Annotated in this window: 14 protein-coding genes; 11 read left to right on the top strand and 3 right to left on the bottom strand. The window is 34.3% G+C overall.

What is annotated here, in order from left to right; translation table 11 throughout:
- Nucleotides 1-62: 62 nt before the first annotated feature.
- From ASC36_RS05170 to ASC36_RS05160, 3 genes are all read right to left on the bottom strand, one after another.
- Nucleotides 63-1,121, bottom strand: coding sequence for a class I fructose-bisphosphate aldolase (locus ASC36_RS05170; RefSeq protein ID WP_055425430.1), 1,059 nt, complete (start codon nt 1,119-1,121; stop codon nt 63-65).
- A gap of 101 nt (nt 1,122-1,222) precedes the next feature.
- A complete protein-coding gene (locus tag ASC36_RS05165; RefSeq protein WP_055425429.1) occupies nt 1,223-2,479 on the bottom strand; it encodes an exonuclease domain-containing protein in 1,257 nt (418 codons plus the stop codon).
- A gap of 12 nt (nt 2,480-2,491) precedes the next feature.
- Nucleotides 2,492-4,051 carry a helicase HerA-like domain-containing protein gene (locus ASC36_RS05160; protein ID WP_055425428.1) on the bottom strand — a complete coding sequence of 520 codons (1,560 nt, stop codon included), beginning with the start codon at nt 4,049-4,051 and terminating at the stop codon, nt 2,492-2,494.
- 225 nt (nt 4,052-4,276) lie between these two features.
- Here ASC36_RS05160 and dut point away from each other — a divergent pair, with 225 nt between their 5' ends.
- The 11 genes from dut to ASC36_RS05105 all read left to right on the top strand — a co-directional run bounded on the left by dut (nt 4,277) and on the right by ASC36_RS05105 (nt 20,887).
- Complete coding sequence (gene dut, locus ASC36_RS05155) at nt 4,277-4,711, top strand: dUTP diphosphatase (RefSeq protein ID WP_055425427.1); 435 nt, start codon at nt 4,277-4,279, stop codon at nt 4,709-4,711.
- A gap of 46 nt (nt 4,712-4,757) precedes the next feature.
- A complete protein-coding gene (locus ASC36_RS05150; RefSeq protein WP_055425426.1) occupies nt 4,758-5,768 on the top strand; it encodes a sugar phosphate nucleotidyltransferase in 1,011 nt (336 codons plus the stop codon).
- Between the two features lie 5 nt (nt 5,769-5,773).
- Nucleotides 5,774-6,568, top strand: a complete 795-nt coding sequence (locus ASC36_RS05145) for a DUF4292 domain-containing protein (RefSeq protein ID WP_055425425.1) — start codon at nt 5,774-5,776, stop codon at nt 6,566-6,568.
- A complete protein-coding gene (locus ASC36_RS05140) occupies nt 6,568-8,106 on the top strand; it encodes a murein hydrolase activator EnvC family protein (protein WP_055425424.1) in 1,539 nt (512 codons plus the stop codon). Before ASC36_RS05145 ends, ASC36_RS05140 begins: the two co-directional genes overlap by 1 nt.
- Nucleotides 8,107-8,183: 77 nt before the next feature.
- Nucleotides 8,184-8,378, top strand: a complete 195-nt coding sequence (gene tatA, locus ASC36_RS05135) for a twin-arginine translocase TatA/TatE family subunit (protein ID WP_055425423.1) — start codon at nt 8,184-8,186, stop codon at nt 8,376-8,378.
- Nucleotides 8,379-8,417: 39 nt separating this feature from the next.
- A complete protein-coding gene (locus ASC36_RS05130; protein ID WP_055425422.1) occupies nt 8,418-9,023 on the top strand; it encodes a DUF4254 domain-containing protein in 606 nt (201 codons plus the stop codon).
- A 434-nt stretch (nt 9,024-9,457) separates the two neighbouring features.
- Entirely contained in the window at nt 9,458-10,375 is a 918-nt protein-coding gene (locus ASC36_RS05125) for a DUF3078 domain-containing protein (RefSeq protein ID WP_055425421.1), read from the top strand.
- Between the two features lie 162 nt (nt 10,376-10,537).
- Entirely contained in the window at nt 10,538-11,458 is a 921-nt protein-coding gene (locus ASC36_RS05120; RefSeq protein ID WP_055425420.1) for a PfkB family carbohydrate kinase, read from the top strand.
- A gap of 148 nt (nt 11,459-11,606) precedes the next feature.
- Nucleotides 11,607-13,658 (top strand): prolyl oligopeptidase family serine peptidase, encoded by a 2,052-nt coding sequence (locus ASC36_RS05115; RefSeq protein WP_245630742.1) that lies wholly within the window; start codon nt 11,607-11,609, stop codon nt 13,656-13,658.
- 143 nt (nt 13,659-13,801) lie between these two features.
- Nucleotides 13,802-14,260 carry a T9SS type A sorting domain-containing protein gene (locus ASC36_RS05110; protein ID WP_141656204.1) on the top strand — a complete coding sequence of 153 codons (459 nt, stop codon included), beginning with the start codon at nt 13,802-13,804 and terminating at the stop codon, nt 14,258-14,260.
- A 30-nt stretch (nt 14,261-14,290) separates the two neighbouring features.
- Nucleotides 14,291-20,887: a polymorphic toxin type 33 domain-containing protein gene (locus tag ASC36_RS05105; protein ID WP_082435405.1), complete on the top strand. Its 6,597-nt coding sequence runs from the start codon at nt 14,291-14,293 to the stop codon at nt 20,885-20,887.
- The last annotated feature ends 6 nt before the right edge of the window (nt 20,888-20,893 follow it).

Raw genomic sequence — 20,893 nt, 5'->3', positions numbered from 1 at the left:
CTGTAATATTATGAGGTAAAAAGAGATTACTGTGGCGGCAACCTCTTTTATAGTATTTATATTTATGCAAGAGTTATCTCTTGATCTAAATATACATCTTGAATGGCGTTTAATAATTCTACTCCTTCTTTCATTGGTTTTTGAAATGCCTTGCGACCGCTTATTAGTCCCATACCTCCGGCACGCTTGTTAATAATGGCAGTTATAACAGCATCTTTAAGATCAGATTCTCCGTGGGATTCTCCTCCGGAATTGATTAATCCGATTCTTCCCATATAATTGTTTATTACTTGGTATCTGCACAGATCAATAGGATGATCGGTAGTAAGTTCAGAATACATTTTTGCATTTGTTTTTCCAAATTTTATGGCTGTAAAACCACCGTTATTAGTAGGTAATTTCTGCTTAATAATATCAGCTTTTATAGTTACTCCGATATGATTGGCTTGTCCCGTTAAATCAGCCGCAGAATGATAATCTATTCCGTCTTTTATGAAAGCATCATTACGTAAGTAACACCATAAAATGGTAGCCATTCCTAATTCATGCGCATATTCAAAAGCTTCGGCTATTTCCACGATTTCCCGTCTGCTATCATTTGAACCAAAATAAATAGTAGCTCCTATTGCCACGGCCCCCATATTCCAAGCTTCTTTCACAGTTCCGAAAAGTATTTGTTGAGGAGTATTAGGATAAGACAATAATTCATTATGATTAATTTTTACAATGAAAGGAATTTTATGAGCGTATTTCCTAGCAACGGAGGAAAGTACCCCATACGTTGATGCTACAGCATTACATCCTCCCTCTATAGCAAGCATTATAATATTTTCAGGGTCAAAATACAAGGGATTGGAAGCAAAAGAAGCTCCCCCGGTATGCTCAATTCCTTGATCTACAGGAAGGATAGATACATAACCTGTATTGGAAAGTCTTCCATGTTTTAAAATTGTTTGTAAACTTCTTAAAGTAGGAATATTCCTGTCAGAATTAATCCAAATATTATCAATAACTGAAGAAGAAGGAGTATGAAGTAATTTTTTATCTACAGTTTTACAGGTATGGTTAAGGTAGAAATCTGTTTTATCACCTAATAATTCTATAATTTTGTTTGATGGCATAATAAAGATATTTATAATTATAAAGATATCTAAATTAAGCAAATATATATTAGTATCAAAACAAATTTATGAATAATTTTTATTGTAAACTGTAAAAATGGCTATAGGGATAAGATAATTTTTTGCAGTTTATCAGAAATAAAAAATTTGTTTCGTATTTGAAGTAATATATCCTCGTTGACTAAAGAAGTTGTCATAATTTTTTTTACCCGGTCAACATTTTTTATTTGTGAATGTAAGGTATAAAATCCATATCCTGTCAGAGTGCCCTCCTCAAAAAACATAAAAGATTTTTCACTTAATGTTCTTCCTTGGTCTGTTAATAATATATATTTTTCTTTTTTAAAATTAAGTTCAAGAATTAGATTGCAGTAATAGTTTTCTTTTTCTTCCTGAGAGGTTAAAAATTCTTTTGCCTTTTCTAAAGACGAAAAAGTTAATAAGGCATTTTTTTTATTTTTTGAATTTAACGAAGCTATGTATATTTTATTTTGTTTTGGATTCGCAAACAATCCATAACTATGAAAATTAGTTTTTCTTATAGGAAGGTATTCGGGATTGTTAACTTTAATTTCGTTAAAAGCCTTCAAACCGGCAATAATTTTACTTCCTGTAAGTTCAAAACTTATTTGCTCTGTTTTTTTTTGGATATTTCTTGATTTTTGGCTTTTTCCGGTCAAAATTTGACGTGCTTTATTAGAAATATTGGAACTTTGGTCTATATAGATAATTTTTCCTTTTTCATCATGAAGATAGAAAACTCCTGTTGCTTGTGGAAGACTTTCTAATAAAGTAAGTATTTTTTTATTTAATGATTGGTGCTTTATCTGATTAATATGAGAATTAATTATATTTTTATGTGTATCTTTATCCAGTAACAATTGAAATAATTTTACAGTTGCCCAAGCATCTCCATGAGCTCTGTGCCTTTCACTTACAGGAATGCCTAATGAGGAGCAGAGTTTTCCTAAAGAATAAGAAGCCATTCCCGGAATGATAGTTCTGCTTAAAGTGATAGTATCTAAAGTAGGTCGTTGGAAGTCAAAACCTAAACGCAAAAACTCCGAACGTATAATACGATAATCAAAAGTAACATTATGCCCTACTAAAACTGCATTATCGGTTATTTCTACAAGCCTTTTTGCTAATTCATAAAATTTAGGTGCTGTTTTAACCATCTTTTTGGTAATACCTGTAAGCTTTTGTACATAAAAATGAATATCCCTTTCAGGATTTATTAACGAAATAAAAGTATCAGTAATTTTTTCTCCATTAAATCTATATACTGCAATTTCAATAATACTCTCCTCATTAAATTTTCCACCTGTCGTCTCTACATCTAAAATAGCATAATCCATTTCAGGTAATCTTTATTTCCTTTTTCGAGTATTATTCTTGACTCCTAAAGCACCAAAAAGCATTTTAGACCCCTCTCTTACAAAAGTTCTGCTCATATCTCTTACCAAAGGAGAATTTATTATTTTCTCAAAAATGGATGGTTCCGATTTTTCTGTTTTTGAGATAGTTGCTTTGGTGGATTCCGGTTCTTTTTTAGTAGCTGAGTCATCATCAGAAGCCGTTTTCATTCTCTCACTTAAGATTTCATAGGCACTTTCCTTATTTATGTCATCTGCATATTTTTTAACCATCGCAGAGTTATTGACAATTTCATCAATTTCCTGAGGCGTAAGAATGTCCATTCTTGATCTTGGAGAAATCATAAATGTATCTGCAAGAGGCGTAGGAATTCCTTTTTCATCCAAACAAGTAATAAAAGCTTCACCGGTACCTAATTGTTGTATAAGTTCGTTAGCTTTGTAGTATTCTGTAGAAGGGTAATTTTCTACTGCTTTATTAATTTCTTTTTTATCTTTAGCGGTAAAACCTCTTAAAGCGTGTTGTATTTTTAATCCTAATTGACCTAGAACTCCTTCCGGAACATCTCCCGGAACCTGAGTACAAAAATATAGGCCAATACCTTTAGAACGGATTAGCTTAACCATGGTTTCAATTTGGTTAAGTAAAACTTTAGAAGCCTCATTAAATAATAAATGAGCTTCATCGATAAAAATTGCTAATTTAGGTTTATCTAAATCTCCAACTTCAGGAGATGTTTGGTAAATTTCCGAAAGTAAACTTAATAGAAAGGTTGAAAAAAACTGAGGTCGATTTTGTATATCAGTGAGTCTAATTATATTAATAACACCCAATCCATTTCTAACCTGTAGTAAATCGTCCGTGTTAAAACTTGGCTCGCCAAAAAAACGCCCCGCGTCTTGTTGTTCCAGGGCTACGATACTTCGTAATAAGGAACCTAAAGAGCTGGAAGCAATGGAACCATAGTTTTGAGATAACTCTGACTTTCCCCGCTCATTTTCAGTAACAAATTGTAATACTTTGCGTAAATCATCCAAATCAATGAGTGGGAGTTTTTTGTCATCACAATATTTGAAGATAATCGACATAATACTGGTTTGCGTATCATTTAAACCTAATATTTTACTTAGTAAAATAGGACCAAATTCTGTAATGGTAGCTCTAAGTCTTACTCCTTTTTCTTGAGATATCGTTAATAGCTCAACGGGGAATCCCTGAGCGGTGTACGGTAGTTTCAGTTTTTCATAACGATCGAGTATCTTGGGATTATTGGGATCTGCAGCTTTAGCTATTCCACTTAAATCTCCTTTTATATCCATTAGCAAAGAAGGAACACCTTTTAAAGAAAGTTGTTCCGCTAAAATTTGGAGAGACTTTGTTTTTCCCGTTCCAGTTGCTCCGGCAATTAATCCATGTCTGGTAATCATTTTTAGGGGAACTGAAATTTCAACTTCAGGAACTATATGACCATCTAACTTAGCCTTTCCCAGTAATATTTTTTCCCCTTTGTATGTATATCGATTGGTAAACTCTTTAATAAATTGTTCTTTCATCAAGAAAATGTTTTTAAAATGTAAAGGTAAATATTTTTACCTTTTAAGGATGAACCAATACGAACAAATAGGCTATTTGTAATAATAAAAGTAGTTTAAAAGTTGTAATATTTTTAAAATAATAAATTAAATATAAAGGTAAATGGGAGTTATTTTTTGTATTCTGTAAATTTTATCATTATTTTGTAAAATGATAATTAATAAAATAATAATTAATATACAATAATGAAAATTAAAGTTATTAATAAATCAAAGCATCCACTACCGGAATATAAAACCGCCTTATCAGCAGGGATGGATTTAAAAGCAAATCTGGATATGCCTTTATTATTAAAACCTTCAGAGAGAAAGGTGATACCTACCGGATTATATATAGAAATACCTCCGGGTTATGAAGGGCAGATACGTGCGAGAAGCGGATTAGCATTAAAATATGGAATAGGATGTCCTAACTCTCCAGGAACTATAGATGCCGATTATAGAGGCGAAGTGGGAGTAATATTAATTAACCTATCTAAGGAAGATTTTAGTATTAATGATGGAGATAGAATAGCCCAGTTAGTTATTGCTAAACATGAAACAGTTATTTGGGAAGAAGTGGACAAGTTAAATGATACTGTAAGAGGTGAAGGAGGATATGGAAGCTCCGGAATAAAATAAACTATTACGTATAAAATATATTACTTATTTTAATAATCTTTTCAATATGAGAATTATCGTTCCTATGGCAGGAAAAGGTTCAAGGTTAAGACCACATACATTAACAATTCCAAAACCATTGATACCTATCGCCGGTAAACCAATTGTTCAAAGACTAGTAGAAGATATAGCTAAAGTAGTTGATGACAAAATAGATGAAATAGCATTTATAATAGGAGATTTTGGACAAGAAACTGAAAAACAATTAATCGATATAGCAGAAAAATTAGGCGCTAAAGGTACCATTTATCATCAATTATGTCCTTTAGGCACGGCTCATGCTATTCATTGTGCTAAAGAAAGTATGAAGGGGCCTATTATAATTGCTTTTGCGGATACTTTATTTAAAGCGGATTTCCAATTAGATAAAGACTCAGATGGAGTAATTTGGGTAAAAAAAGTGGAAGATCCGAGCGCTTTTGGAGTGGTAAAATTAGATCAGCAAGGAGTCATAAAGGGAATTGTTGAAAAACCAAAAGAGTTTGTTTCAGATTTAGCAATAATAGGTATATATTATTTCAAAGATTCAGATAAGTTAATGGATGAAATTAATTATCTGATAGATAATGATATTAAAGTAGCTAATGAGTTTCAACTGACCAATGCACTGGACAGCTTAAGAGAAAAAGGTGCCAAATTTACTCTAGGTAAGGTAGGTGATTGGATGGATTGCGGGAATAAAGAAGCAACAGTAGAAACTAATTCTAAAATTTTAAACTATGAAAAAGAAGAATTGGCAATATACCCTGAAAGTACAAAAATTGAAAACAGTTTAATTATCCCTCCCTGCTTTATCGGTGAAAATGTTGAAATTGTTAACTCGAAAATAGGTCCCAATGTGTCTTTAGGAAATGGAACTAAAATAGATAAAAGTAATATTGAAAATTCATTAATACAAGAAAACACTTACATCAGTCACGGAAATCTTACCAATTCAATGATTGGTAATTCTGCTAAATATATGGGTGTATCTCGTTCATTAAGTTTAGGTGATTTTAGTGTGTTGGAAACTAAATAAATAGTATGAAAAAAATACTGATTCTAGTTTTAATTTCTGCATTGATATTTTCATGTAAGACCCAAAAAGGAATTTCCCTAAATGAAAAAGAAATCCAAAATGAAAATGCAAGTGCAGAAAATTTATTTAAAACTATTGCACAGCCTGTTGAATTTTCTACTTTAAAGATTAAAGCAAATGCAGATATTGAATCAGGAAATTCATATCCTTCCGTAGCCTTAACCCTATATATAGATAAAGGAAATCAAATTTGGGCCAATGCATCCCTAATTCTTCCCTTAGCAAGGGCTTCCATTTATCCGGGAGGATTTAAGATGTATGAAAGAATTGGAAAAACATACGTTGATTCTAATTTTGATTATCTCAATAATCTTCTAAAGGTAGATTTTTTAACATATAAAAACATGGAAGATTTATTGATAGGAAAAATATTTTTTCCTATACATGCTAAAGATTTTAATTTTTCAATTGAAAATAATTATTATATACTTACCTCAAAACATTCCATGAAAGTAGGTAGCGGTAAAGAAACAAGAAATTTTTCAAGGAAGCTTATTTTCGATTCTAATTATAATTTGAGACAAATAAGCATGGAAGATCCCTCAAAAAATACATATTTACAGATAGATTATGATGATTATGTAAATATTGAGTATAAAATTTTGCCAAAAAATATTAAAATTTTCATAAAAGGAGAAAAAGAGATTAAAATTACATTGAATTATAATAAATTTGAGTTCGTTAATATGGAAACGCCTTTTGAAATTCCAAAAGGGTATTCGCAAAGAAAAATTAATTAATGACAGTTAATAAAAAAACATATACTCTTTTTTTTCTATTGCTAACTGTATTTATTTATAGTCAGCTACCCTATAAGAAAGAAGACCTTCAAAAACAGAGCGCCCAATTAAAACAAGAGATTGCCGAGCTCAATAAGGCTTTGATTTCAAGTAAAAATGAATCTAAAACATCCATTACATACATTGCAAATCTGAATAAAAAAATCAGCGTACGGGCAAAGCTTATAAATACAACACGAAAAGAATCTAGAGTCTTGGATGAAGAAATATATTTAAATCAATTAGCAGTAAATAAATTACGAAGGGAATTAAAAAAACTAAGAGAAAATTATGCAGACGTATTAATCCGATCTTATAAAAATAAATCTGTACAAAACAAGATATTGTTTATATTATCGTCAGAAAACATATCTCAAGCTTTTCGACGTATAAAATATTTACAGAAATATTCAGAATTTCAAGATGAAAAAGTTGCTGAAATTAATGAAAAACAACAGCAAATTTTACATACCATTGAATTGAGAGAAGCGGCAAAAAAAGAAAAATTAGAAGTATTAGCCCAACAACAAGTCCAAATCAATCAATTAAATGTTGAAAAGAAAGAAAAAGAGGTTATAGTTGAGCAATACATCAAGGAGCAAGGAGATTTAACAGAAAAAATAAAGCAAAAGCAATCTCAGCGTAAAACTTTGGAAAGACAAGTTCAGGCGATTATAGCAGAAGAACTCAGAGTTGTTAAGGCACAAGAAGCAGAAGAAAGAAGAAAAGCGGAAGAGGCGGAAAGGATACGGAAAAAAACAATAGAAGAAGAACGTGCTAAAAAGGCGTTAGAAGCCCGACAAGCAGCAGAAAAACTTGCAATACAAAAAGCAGAAGCAGCAAAAAAAGCAGCTGCAGAAGCACTTGCTGCAAAAATTGCCTCCAATAAAGAAATAAATGATAAAAGTGCGGCAAAACTAGCAGAAGATACCAAAAAGATAGCAGAAAAAGCGGCCGCAGAAAAAGCAGCCGCAGAAAAACTGGCAGCAAAAAAAGCAGAAGCAGCTAGAATAGCTGAAGTAAAGGCAAATGCTAAGAGAGAATCCATAGGAGTAGCTCCACCGGCTGCAAGTGCATCAGAAACATTATCTAAAAATTTTGAAGCTAACAAAAAGCTTCTTCCTTGGCCGGTTTCAGGAACTGTAGTGTCCGGATTTGGAAGAACTCCGCACCCGGTAGTACCTAATATTTACGTGGAGCATCAAGGAGTAGAGATAGCAGCTGCCCCGGGTAGTTTGGCTAAAGCGGTATTTAACGGTTCGGTGAGCAAAATTCTGATAGTGCCGGGAGGAGGAAAAGCAGTATTAATAAGTCATGGAAATTATTTTACTTTATATTCGAATCTTACCACTGTAATTGTTTCAGTAGGTGATAAAGTAAAAACAGGTCAAGCATTAGGTAAAATTTATACGGATGATACCAATAGTACCCTTTTAGGGTTCCAAGTGTGGAAAGGTACTGTTCCTCAAAATCCGTCCAACTGGTTATCCGGAATGTAAGTTATTTATAGAAAATGTATTATAGGAGGTTGAAATTTTGAAAAATTTATTAACTTTGAAGCAAATCAAAAAAAATTATGAGATTGTTTGAACATCCTATGTCAATAATAATAATATTAGTTGTAGTATTATTATTGTTTGGAGGAAAAAAAATTCCTGAATTGATGAGAGGTCTGGGAACCGGATTGAAGGAGTTTAAAGATGCTACTAAATCAGATGAAGATAAGAAAAAAGAGACCAACTCATCTGCAAATTCTAAAGACGAAAACTAATCTCTAATTAAGTTATATATTAGTATAATAATTAATAACATGAAATTTACAGAAAAAGCCTGGAAAATTTTTAATCAAAGTATTCAGGATTATCATGTAAAAGATGAGGTAAACCAGAAAATTAATAACCCATATCCTCAAGATAGCCTGGAACATTTGTTGTATTTAAAGAATTGGATTGATACAGTCCAATGGCATTTGGAAGATTTAATCAGGGATGAAAATATTGATCCGGTAGAAGCCTTACGATTAAAAAGATGGATTGACCAATCTAACCAAGAAAGGACCGATCGGGTAGAAAATTTGGATAGCTGGTTTTTAGACAATTATAAAGATGTACACATTCTTTCCGATGCGACAATAAATACGGAAAGTCCGGCTTGGGCTATTGATCGTTTATCTATCTTATCCTTAAAAATATATCATATGAAAGCTGAGGTGGAAAGGCCGGATGCCGGATTAGAACATAAAAAAAGTTGTCAGAAAAAATTAAACGTCTTACAACAACAATATCTAGATCTATCTACCGCGATTGAAGAACTCTTAGAAGATTACTCAGCCGGAAAAAAGTATATGAAGGTGTACAAGCAAATGAAGATGTATAATGATGAAGAATTAAATCCTGTTCTTTACAACAAAAAATAAAATTTACCTTTATCAGTATAAATTAGTTAAATCATATATAGCCGAATAATTCAATAACTGCATCATCTATGTAGTTATCGTTATATTTATGTATTATGATGACGTTACTTATAAATCAGTATGCAGATAGATATAGTCCTAATTTGAATACCTTACAATAAAAAATGCTAAAATTTCATATTTAAATTAGAAATCAGAATTTCTACTTTAGCTATTTTTAAATCACCAAAATAAGAATATAAAATTTTGAAATAAGATAATACACGAATATATTCGTATTATATTTTTTCAATCAATAAATCGATAATAATACATCAAAAAGTACTGTCAAGTAATACGATACTTGTAAAATACCTAAGTGATGCGTAAAAATGTTGCGTATATTAAATAATTACTATATTTGATCTTTTTTTTAACATATAAATCAATCAAGAATGATGAAAAAAATTTTATTATTTTTATTTGTATCAACCCTCTCACAATTTATTTATGCTCAACAACCACTAACTGGCACTCCTGTAACTGATACGCTTACTGTTCCCAAGAAAGCTAAAAATTGGAAAATTAGTGGCGATCATTCTCTTATAGTAAATCAAAGTTCATTTTCCAATTGGATAGCCGGAGGAACCAATTCATTTGGAGGATCTGCAAGGATAAAATATTCCTTGGATTATAAGAAAGGAAAAAATATTTTTAAAAACAAAATAACCATCGGATACGGCCAAGTCAATAATAAAAATGATAAGATGAGAAAAACAGATGACATTCTGTTGCTTGAATCTATGTACGGACGAGGCATATCTAAAAATTGGTACGCTAGTGTAGACCTGTCATTTAAAACGCAAATGTTTAATGGATATGATTATAGTGCTCACCCCGACTATACCTCCAAAGACAGGATTTCTTCGTTTATGTCTCCGGGTTATTTGACTGTAGGGTTTGGTTTTGATTATAAGCCGGATGGAAATTTTCAATTATCCTTGTTACCCATAACCTCCAAAAATACATTTGTGCTGGATAGAAAATTACAGAAAAAAGATAATTACGGATTAAAACATGATGGAGATTATATGTATATGGAGCTCGGAGCTATGGTTAATGCTAAATATAAAGTGGAAATAATGAAAAATGTAGTTTGGGATAATTCTTTATCTTTATTTTCAAACTATCTATCCCATGCCGAAAGGGTTGATGTAAATTTTGGAAGTGTCATTGATATGAAAGTCAATAATCATATATCCACTAAGCTAACCTTTGACTTGATTTATGATCATGATCAAATTAAAAGAGTTCAAACCCGTCAAACATTTGGAATAGGATTATCCTATGGATTTAATTCCAAAAATAAATAACTGTATATGGAATAAAACTATTTACTGAAAAGATATATTCATACCAATAAATCACGGTATCTTTCTTAAAATGATCTAAATATCAATTTATTTTTTGAGAAATCTTTTTCTATCTTTCCCATTACGTTTATCTTTGTGGATATATAATTTTAATTAAAATAAATGAAGTTACTAGCAGTGGGTACCGTTGCATACGATGCCATAGAAACCCCATTTGGGAAAACTGATAAGATTTTAGGCGGGGCTGCCACCTATATAGGTTTGGCAGCTTCGAAGCTGGGAGCAAAAGTTAACCTTGTTTCTGTAATAGGTGGAGATTTTAAACCTGAATATATAGAGGTATTCCATAAAAATTCTATAGGTATTGAAGGAGTAAAAAAAATAGAAGAAGGAAAAACTTTTTTTTGGGCCGGAAAATATCATACAGATATGAACAATCGCGACACATTAATTACAGAATTAAATGTATTAGAAAATTTTGAGCCTAAAATTCCCGATTCTCAGAAAAATTCTGAAATTGTAATGTTGGGAAATTTACATCCTGCCGTACAATTATCCGTTTTAGAACAAATGTCGGTAAAACCCAAATTAGTCATATTAGATACTATGGATTTTTGGATGAATACCGCTTGGGATTCATTACTTCAAATACTTTCTCAAGTAGATGTAATAACTATTAATGATGCCGAAGCGCGTCAACTTTCGGGAGAATTCAGTTTAGTAAAAGCAGCAAAAAAAATACAAGAGATGGGTCCCCGTGTAGTGATTATTAAAAAAGGAGAGCATGGTGCATTGCTTTTTAATGAGAATAAAATATTTTTTGCTCCGGCTTTACCGTTGGAAGATGTCTTTGATCCAACCGGCGCTGGGGATACATTTGCCGGAGGATTTGCAGGTTATATAACACAAACTGCAGATTTATCGTATGAAAATATGAAAAAAGCCATCATAGTGGGAAGCGCATTGGCCTCTTTTACAGTTGAAAAATTCGGTACAGAGAAATTGCAACATATATCTTCTTTGGAATTTGAAAATAGACTTAATGAATTTAAAAAGTTGACGGAATATAATTATAGTTTTTAAAATTATAATTATCCAAGATTTTATCTAACCTTTAATTCATAAATTAAAGGTTTTTTTTAATTTTATAATTACCAATAATTTTTTTATGATAAAACCAAAAATTATTACTTTAAGTTTAATAACAATCTTAACAGTAAATGCGCAACACATGAAATATCCCACAACAGAAAAAGGAGCAGAAAAGGACGATTATTTCGGGGAAAAAGTTACAGCTCCTTACAGATGGTTAGAAGATGATCAATCTCCAAAAACAAAAAAATGGGTCAACAATCAAAATAAGCTAACATTTGAATACTTATATAAAATACAGTACAGAAATCAAATAAAAGATCAACTTAAAGAGCTTTGGAATTACGAAAGAATATCGGCTCCTTTTGAAGAAGGAGAATATACCTATTATTATAAGAATAATGGATTGCAGCCGCAGTCTGTCCTTTATAGAAGATTAACCGCCGGAGGCAAGGAAGAGATATTTTTAGATCCTAATGCTTTTTCAACAGACGGTACGACCTCTTTGGGCGGCATTTCCTTTAGTAAGGATGGAAGCTTAGCCGCTTATCAAATATCGGAAGGCGGTTCGGATTGGAGGAAAGTAATAATTATAGACACCAACACAAAAAAACAGGTCGGAGATACCCTCAAAAATGTTAAATTTTCTACTGTTGCTTGGAAATCTAATGAAGGATTTTATTATTCCGGTTATCAAAAGCCCAAAATAGGAAGTCCGTTATCCGGAAAAACAGAACATCATATTTTGTTTTTTCATAATCTACATGAATCGCAATCTAAAGATCAAATCGTCTTCGGAGGCGAAAAAACTCCACGAAGGTATATAAACGCCAGCGTTTCGGAAGATCAGCGATATTTAATAATAACCGCAGCAAACTCTACTTCCGGTAATGAGTTATATATTCAGGATTTAAAAACACCAAATAAGATCCTACCTGTGGTAACAGGATTTACCAATAGCTATGAAGTAGTTACTACAGATGGAGATTGGATATACCTGCAAACCAACCGGGATGCTCCTAATCAAAAATTAGTGAAGATAAACGCATCACAAATAAAAACCCAATCGCCGAAGTGGGAAACCGTAATACCCGAAACGAAGTCAGTACTTAAAGTAAGCAGTGCCAATACATATCTATTTGCTGAATATATTGTAGATGTACACACAGAAGTGAAACAATATGATTTGAATGGTAAATTACTACGGACTATAGACTTACCCGGATTAGGGCAGGCAGCGGGTTTTTCGGGTAAAAACAATCAAAAAGAAATTTATTACTCTTTTACCAACTATATTTATCCGTCTACGCTATTTAAATATAATACAGAAAATGGAGTATCTGAACTTTACCAAAAACCTGTAATTAATTTTAACCCCGAAGAATTTGAAAGCAAACAAATTTTTTATACTTCCCAAGACGGTACCCAAATACCCATGACCCTTACTTATAAAAAGGGAATTAAACTAAACGGAAAAAATCCGACCTTACTGTACGGATATGGAGGTTTTGAAATAAGCCTGTTGCCTGCATTTTCAGTACCTACTGCTGTATGGCTACAAAATGGAGGTGTGTATGCCGTAGCTAACATAAGAGGAGGAGGAGAATACGGGCGAAAATGGCACGACGCCGGAACTCGGCTAAACAAAAAAAATGTATTTGAAGATTTTATTTCAGCAGGAGAGTACTTGATTGCTAATAAATACACCTCTTCCAGCTATTTAGCCTTGTCGGGAGGTTCCAACGGAGGTTTATTGGTAGGAGCAGTAATGACGATGCGTCCCGATTTGGCCCAAGTAGCCTTACCTGCAGTAGGTGTGTTGGATATGTTACGCTACCATACCTTTACAGCAGGTGCCGGATGGGCGTATGACTATGGAACCGCAGACGACAATAAAGAAATGTTTACCTATTTAAAATCTTATTCGCCTGTTCATAACGTTAAAAAAGGAGTTTGCTACCCGGCAACCTTAATTACCACCGGAGACCACGACGACCGGGTTGTCCCTTCTCATTCGTATAAATTTGCTGCAGAATTACAAGAAAAGCAAAGCTGCAATAATCCTGTTTTAATAAGGATTGAAACACGCGCAGGACACGGAGCAGGAAAACCCATAGATTTACTGATAGAAGAGATCGCTGACAAATTTGCTTTTACTTTTAACAATTTCGGAATTAAAGAGTTAAAATAGATATTAAAAATTACTGTTAAGTCCAAGGGATTGCTTTTTTTATAGCAATCCCTTATTTTTTTTTAAAATAATATAAATAGAAGCTAATTTCTTATTTTTATTTTATATCTTTGAAGGATAATAAATGTTTTAAATAATAAATTATGAGATACTTTTACTTATTTTTATTCTGTTTATTGTATAGAATTGAATTTATTCAAGCCCAGAATCTCTATTTCGGATACGATGATTCAGGAAATCAAGTGTTAAGAAAATTGGAATATGATGAGGTGCGGGATCCCATTTCGCGACTGTTGCAACCCGAATCAATTGATCCATCCGCAGTAGGCGAACCCATCATGTATACTAAAAACAATGAAATAGAGATATATCCCAATCCTGTAGAAACGGCGCTAACGATTCGATGGAATCCTGTTATAGCAAACTTATTGATCAAGATAGAGCTGTTGGCCTATAATGCTACTCTAATAGAAGAGGTGAAATTTAAAGCATCGGAGCGAAAAGCAGTTCTGAATATGGGCCCTAAACCTTCGGGTGTTTACTATGTTAAGCTATATTGCTCTGACGGAAGAATTATCCATCATACCGTTATTAAAAAATAAGTCGCAAAACCTCAAACTAATTCCATAAAAATGAAATTTATATATACCTTAGGTGTGTCTGTATTTCTATATATGGCAACACCTATTTCAGCCCAAAACCTTTTGCCTGAAAGCAACAATTCCGATAATCATGTCAATAATACTCATCATAAAATAAATTACCAAGATAAGGCATTACCTAATAGTTCGGACCCGGTTGTAACAGAAACTTACACGGAGAAAGATCGCAATGAATCGTATCCCCCTGAAAATGGGCCGCTACCGCATTTTGCGGATTCCCAAGGTGAATTAAATGTATCAGCCTTGGGTTCTTCCAATTATACCGTTCCGATAGCTTTGCCTCCGGGAATAAAAAATGTAGCGCCCCAAATTTCTTTAACTTACAACAGTTCTTCAGATAATGGCCTGGCAGGATACGGATGGAATATAGCCGGAATATCTACCATTTCCTTAGTCTCGACCCGAATAGATGTTGATGGATATGTGGATGGGGTGAATTTCAATGAAGACGACAGATATTCCTTAGACGGACAAAGATTAATACCAAGAGAAGGAGGTTATGGTAAAGAAAATACAGTATATCAAACTGAAATTTATTCAAATCTTTATATTGTATCCGCAGGAAGCATTTCCATGCCGGGAATAGAAGGAAAAAGGCCTGAGTATTTTCAAGTAATTTTTCCGGATGGCACTATGGCTTTATATGGTTCTTCAGAAGATTCCAGGGGAGTAACGGAATGGCTTATTAAAAAATGGGTTGACTTACAAGGTAATTTCATTGAGTATTTTTATGATAGGGATCAAAATACTACCTATATATATAAAATTGTTTGGGGAAAAAATGAAAAGAAAAATACCGAATACAGCAATACCATTCAATTTTATTATAAAAAAAGAGAACGAGCGGAATTCGCTTATGTGCACGGAATAAAAATGGTAAATAACCGTGTTCTGGATAAAGTGGAGGTATATGCAGGAGATCAGCTATTTAAGAAATATCAAATAAACCATCAAACCATCACCGGTAATTACCAAAGAGTGGTATCTGTGCAGGAATTTAACGGAGATGGAGATCCGGCCAACCCGATAGTCTTTTCGTATACTACTACCGATAATTCTTTTGAAGAATTTACAAAAGATAAATCCGAAGCCCTATGGGATTTAAAGCAAGTGAAAATGACCGGAGATTTTAGTGGAAATGGACAAGTAGATGTAGTAGCAGGGGGAAAATTATATAAAGATTTATTTCAGAATTTAGGAAAAGGAGAAGGAAATATAGTTCAGATAAATTCGGAGAAGCTTATAAAATATCCCATATCCACCCTAACCGGGGGAAAGATGAATAATTTCCAATCTATAGTAACTTATAAGAGCAAGGATTTAAGTTATTTGCCACCCTCAGATTACAGAAATCACACGGATAATGAATTATCGTTGATGGTTTCCAATTTTAATAAGGAACAAAATAAATTTGAAGAAAATTACATAAGAACCATTAAGTATCCCCATGGTGGCTTTCATGCCGATGAATGTGCTGTTGATTCGGATAAAAAATTCACCTACAATAATAAAGTTTATTACGATTTCATTGAAGGAGATTTTAATGGAGATGGTATCTCTGAAATTATAGTTCTGGGGAGTGCCGACCAAAGCATAAAAAAATTACGAGATGTTGATTATGGGGTAAAAAATGATTTTCAGTCTTCAAGGAGCCCTAATTTACACTGTATTACCAGCACAAGCAAAGAATACTTTTCACCGTATTATGTGGATATGAATCCGTTATTGTCCGATCAAGAAAGTTATCATCCATTAAATCAGAATAGTTTTTTAAATGATGCGGTTAATTTTGTTATAGATTTTGATGGAGACGGAAAATCAGACATTATAAGTTTTAACAAAAAAGATAAATTCGCAAAAGAAGGTGATTTTAAGATTTCAACCTTAACTAAAAATAAGGAATTCAATGTTATAGTAAGTGGGAACATACCGCAATACGATGGAGAAAAACCGGTACTGTTTGGAGATTTCAATGGAGATGGTAAAACAGATTTTATGATTCCCGAAAAGATAGGTTCTTCTGATTGGTATATGTATATATCCACCGGAAAAGGATTTCAACAAGTTTATTATCCAAACTTGGCGGAATATCTTCCCGAGTGGAAAGGAAAAGGTCAAACCAAAAGAAGGAGATATAAAACCTACACAGTATCCGATCTCAATAAAGACGGAAAAACAGATCTTATAATTTCTGTATACGAGTCTTATGGGAATGGATGGGAAGGATCCAGGAACGGAAAAGCCCATCTTGAGTATTTTGAGAATTTAGGAGGAGAAGAAAAACCACAATTTAGTTATAGAGAGGCCGGACATATATGGTCTAAATATGGATACAATGACCCGATTACCTTGCTTTTTGCCGACTATAAAAACAATCAAAAAACAGGAAATATAATTTTTGTTCAAGGGAATGAAATTTGGAAAGGAGGTTTTAATAAAGATTTAAGAAAAGATATCTTATTGAAAGGAATTTCGGAATCTGAGGGAAATATAGTTACCCAAATTGAATATGCATCGTTGGAACCCAATGAAAAAAATGGCGGATTAGGTGATATAGAAGGAGTTTATCATTCTTCTCTAAAAGAAAAATATCCCTATAAAGAAATTTCACAAGCACCGAATCTGGATATAGTAAAAAAACTTACCGTAACAGCCGGAGGAAAAAAACGAGAAAAAGAATATAAATATTTCGGATTAGTATCCCATGCGCAAGGATTAGGATTGTTGGGTTTTAAAAAGGTTGCGGAATCAAGCTGGAAATCACAAGAAATTTCAGCAGTTAATTGGAATGTAACAGCATATTCCCCTAAATTACGGGGTCTTCCCATATCCAATTGGAAAACTCGAGGAGGGAATCTTGATTTGATTATGAACCCCGACAAAGAAGACCTTTTGATAAGTAAAAAAGATTTTCGCTATTTAATTTTGAGATTAAGCGACAAAAGATGGATAAAAATACTTCAAAACGAAGAAGAAAAAGATTACCTAACCGGAATAAGTACCGTAACCAAGTACGAATACGACGAATTTTATAATATAAGAAAAATAACAGTCAACAATGGAGAAGGAAAAAAAATAACAGAACATACCTATGATAATTTCCCCTATGCCTACGATACCCGGTACTATGTAGGAAGATTGGTACAAACCCGTACCCGTACCTCTGCTTATGGAGAGGTCCATACTACAGAAGAGAACTATTCCTATACCGGTAACTTAGTTACGAAGGTTATGAAAAAAGGACACCTTACCGATTACATAACAGAAGATATAAAATATGACGAATTCGGTAATTTGATAGAAAAAACAGTTTCCGCACCGGGTGTATCGCCGCGAACGGTTACAGATGAGTACGACCCGTCAGGACGATTTGTAATTAAAAAAACAGATGCGGACCACCTCACCGAACATTTCACCTATAATAATTTGGGTCAAGTGCTGAGTCATACCAGCCCTATGAATGTACTTACGGAAACCCGATACGATAGTTGGGGAAAAGTTCAGGAAGTAAAAACCACAGGTATTTCCCTACAACCCCTACTAACCAGAACTCTCTATGAAAGAACTGAAGGAGGAGGAATAAAAATTACCACTTTTAATGAAGACACCCGGGAGTATTCTCAGATCTGTAAAGATGTGCTGGGCCATGAAGTTAAGACTACGATAAGAGGCTTTGAACCCGGAACCTATATATCTAAACAAACGGTTTATGATGCATTAGGAAGAAAAAGCAAAGAAAGTGAACCTTACTTTGAAGGAGAGAATCCGCAGGGGTGGAATACGACCCAATACGACGACTTCAGCCGACCTGTGCAACAAAATCTCTTTACCGGGAAAACCATCACCACCGTCTATAAAGGATTGTCCGTAACTACTGACGATGGAGTCAAAAAGCAAACCCTCACACGAGATGCCAACGGAAATATACGTACGCTGAATGATAACGGAGAAATTATAGAATATACCTATGATGCCAACGGAAATCAAAAAACCGCCCGGTACGGAGACCATACCCTGATTTCCCTATATGACGGATGGGGCAGAAGAATTTCTTTCTTGGACCCTTCAGTCAGCACCATACCCTATACTCATACCTATAATAATTACGGAGAGGTGTTAAAAGAAACCACCCCGGACGGAACTACCGTTTACACCTATTCCCCGACCGGAAAACTGCTTACTAAACAAGTAAAGGGAAAAGATACCGATCTGTCCGTAAATTACGAATATTCCAACACCGGCTTACTGATCAAAGAACACGGCAATTATAATCGGGAAAGTTACACCTATCATTATTTCTACAATACCAATAACCAATTAGAAAAAAGTGAAGAAATTACTCCGCATGCAACCTATCGCAACGAATATACCTATGATTTATACGGAACAACCATAAACGAAGAAAAAACCACCCTCTACGGGAACTTCAAATCCTCCGTAATGCTGGCTTACAGCTATAATGACCATAACGGGATGATGGAAAAAATAGATATATTAAAAGAAGGAGAAAAACAACCGGTTTGGCAACTGACCCAAGCCAACGAACGTCTGCAATCCCTTATCGTAAAACTAGGCAATGAAATAATTATAAAAAACAGCATAGACAAGGCCGGCTATCTAACCCAAACTCGTCACTTAACAAGACGCACCCACCTGCTAACCGTAGAATACGATTTTGATTGGAAAAGCGGGAACCTAAACTCACGATACCGAGACACCTATAATTGGAAAGAAGAATTTACCTATGACCCATTCGAACGGTTGGTTTCCTGGACCGATCCCGAAGGAACCCATAGCCTTAGCTACGAAACCGACGGAAGAATCACCGATAATTCAGAAGTAGGAAAATATCAATATACAACCACGGCGCGCTACCAAAAAACCAGTATAGATCTGAACACAGACGGAAAAAACCATTATCAAACCAGCCCCTTACAACAAATCACATACAATGCCTTAAAAAAACCAGTAGCAATCAGAGAAACAGAAAAATTACCGAGTGGTAAAAATGGAACAAGCCCCGAGGTTCAACATAACATAAAATTTACCTACAACCTACATACAACTCGCAGTTCAGCCACCATACAAAACAATACACAAGAAACCCAAAAAAAATATTATTCCGATTCCCAAGACGTAGAAATTATTTTGGAAAACGGTCTAATCAAGATCATTACCTACATAGGAGGAAGCCCCTACTCAGCACCGGCCGCCCATGTAATCCAAATAAAAGAAAGAAATCCCCAAAAACCCGAAGAAACCTTGTATTATTTTCACAGAGATTACCAAGGCACCCTGCTGGCCATTACCGATGAAATAGGAAAAGCCATAGAACAACGATTATTTGACCCATGGGGAAAAATTCTGAAAGTAACCGACCGCAAAGGAAAGACCACAAGCCAAAATCCCCAACTGATTTTTACCGATCGCGGATATACCGGCCACGAACACTTTACCACAGTAGGGCTCATCCATATGAACGGCCGCATGTACGATCCAATATTAAAACAATTCCTGTCTCCCGACAACCATATCCAAGATCCATATAATGCACAAAATTACAACCGATACAGCTATGTGCTGAATAACCCGCTAAAATATACCGACCCAAGCGGAGAACTATTTACCGTAGCAGGCACCGCTTGGTTAGGAGCCGCAGTGATAGGCGCCACAATAGGCGCCGTGAGCTATACCACCTATGCACTCTGCACCGATTCCTTTCTATGGGGAGGCTTTGTGAAGAGTATATTAATGGGAGGCGCCGGGGGCGCCGCCGCGTATGGAGTAGGCAGCTTGGCGGGAGTAATCCGCACCGGAATAAGTACCACCACGCAAACCCTGACGAATTTACAAGTAGACATATTGGCTGCAGGCATAGAAGGGGCCATGAATGGACTAACCCAAGGGATCATCCAAGGAATAAGCGGCGGCGATATACTTCAAGGAATAAGCAGCGGCAGTATCAGCAGCTTAGTATCCACAGCAGTAAGCATGGGAGGAACCGCCGCCGGAGTAGATGGCACAAAAATAGGCGGCACTTTGTTTTTCGGCACCGTAAGCGGAGGCTTTGGCGCAGTTTTAACGAATGGAAACTTCTGGCAAGGCGCTGCCACAGGCCTGATTGTAAGTGGATTAAACCATGTGGCGCATCAAATGGATGGGGTCCATATAGCACAAGAATCTCCCAATACAGGAGGAGATCCTAACCCTAATAGAAATTGGAGGCAGGATAAACTTTTAAGTAAAGGAGAAATTAATAGACTAGAAAAGGCAATAGGTTGGAATCATGGAGATAAGGGGCAGAACAATAGAGGAGGAGGAAAAAAAGATTTATATAAAGATAAAGATGGGAATATATATGAAAAGCCAAAAGGAGGTAAAGGCCCAGGAGAATGGACCGGGATAAATATCAAAGATTTATATACAGGTTCTTTATTAAATAAAATAGGAGAAGGTATACTGAAGATTATAGATAAGGCATCTACCCGCTTAACTCCATTTTTTATGCCAACGATAGTTCCTATATTTATGAATAACACCAATGAATATATTAATCAAGTAAATTAAATAAAA

This window comes from Apibacter mensalis, from assembly GCF_001418685.1.
Taxonomy (GTDB): Bacteria; Bacteroidota; Bacteroidia; order Flavobacteriales; family Weeksellaceae; genus Apibacter; species Apibacter mensalis.
This window is presented reverse-complemented; position numbering and strand designations above follow the sequence as displayed.

What these genes read in the sequence shown, in the direction of transcription:
- ASC36_RS05170 (WP_055425430.1), bottom strand. Translation starts at nt 1,121, where the DNA reads ATGCCATCAAACAAAATTATAGAATTATTAGGTGATAAAACAGATTTC.
- ASC36_RS05165 (WP_055425429.1), bottom strand. Translation starts at nt 2,479, where the DNA reads ATGGATTATGCTATTTTAGATGTAGAGACGACAGGTGGAAAATTTAAT.
- ASC36_RS05160 (WP_055425428.1), bottom strand. Translation starts at nt 4,051, where the DNA reads ATGAAAGAACAATTTATTAAAGAGTTTACCAATCGATATACATACAAA.
- ASC36_RS05110 (WP_141656204.1), top strand. Translation starts at nt 13,802, where the DNA reads ATGAGATACTTTTACTTATTTTTATTCTGTTTATTGTATAGAATTGAA.
- ASC36_RS05130 (WP_055425422.1), top strand. Translation starts at nt 8,418, where the DNA reads ATGAAATTTACAGAAAAAGCCTGGAAAATTTTTAATCAAAGTATTCAG.
- ASC36_RS05115 (WP_245630742.1), top strand. Translation starts at nt 11,607, where the DNA reads ATGAAATATCCCACAACAGAAAAAGGAGCAGAAAAGGACGATTATTTC.
- ASC36_RS05105 (WP_082435405.1), top strand. Translation starts at nt 14,291, where the DNA reads ATGAAATTTATATATACCTTAGGTGTGTCTGTATTTCTATATATGGCA.
- dut (WP_055425427.1), top strand. Translation starts at nt 4,277, where the DNA reads ATGAAAATTAAAGTTATTAATAAATCAAAGCATCCACTACCGGAATAT.
- tatA (WP_055425423.1), top strand. Translation starts at nt 8,184, where the DNA reads ATGAGATTGTTTGAACATCCTATGTCAATAATAATAATATTAGTTGTA.
- ASC36_RS05150 (WP_055425426.1), top strand. Translation starts at nt 4,758, where the DNA reads ATGAGAATTATCGTTCCTATGGCAGGAAAAGGTTCAAGGTTAAGACCA.
- ASC36_RS05140 (WP_055425424.1), top strand. Translation starts at nt 6,568, where the DNA reads ATGACAGTTAATAAAAAAACATATACTCTTTTTTTTCTATTGCTAACT.
- ASC36_RS05120 (WP_055425420.1), top strand. Translation starts at nt 10,538, where the DNA reads ATGAAGTTACTAGCAGTGGGTACCGTTGCATACGATGCCATAGAAACC.
- ASC36_RS05125 (WP_055425421.1), top strand. Translation starts at nt 9,458, where the DNA reads ATGATGAAAAAAATTTTATTATTTTTATTTGTATCAACCCTCTCACAA.
- ASC36_RS05145 (WP_055425425.1), top strand. Translation starts at nt 5,774, where the DNA reads ATGAAAAAAATACTGATTCTAGTTTTAATTTCTGCATTGATATTTTCA.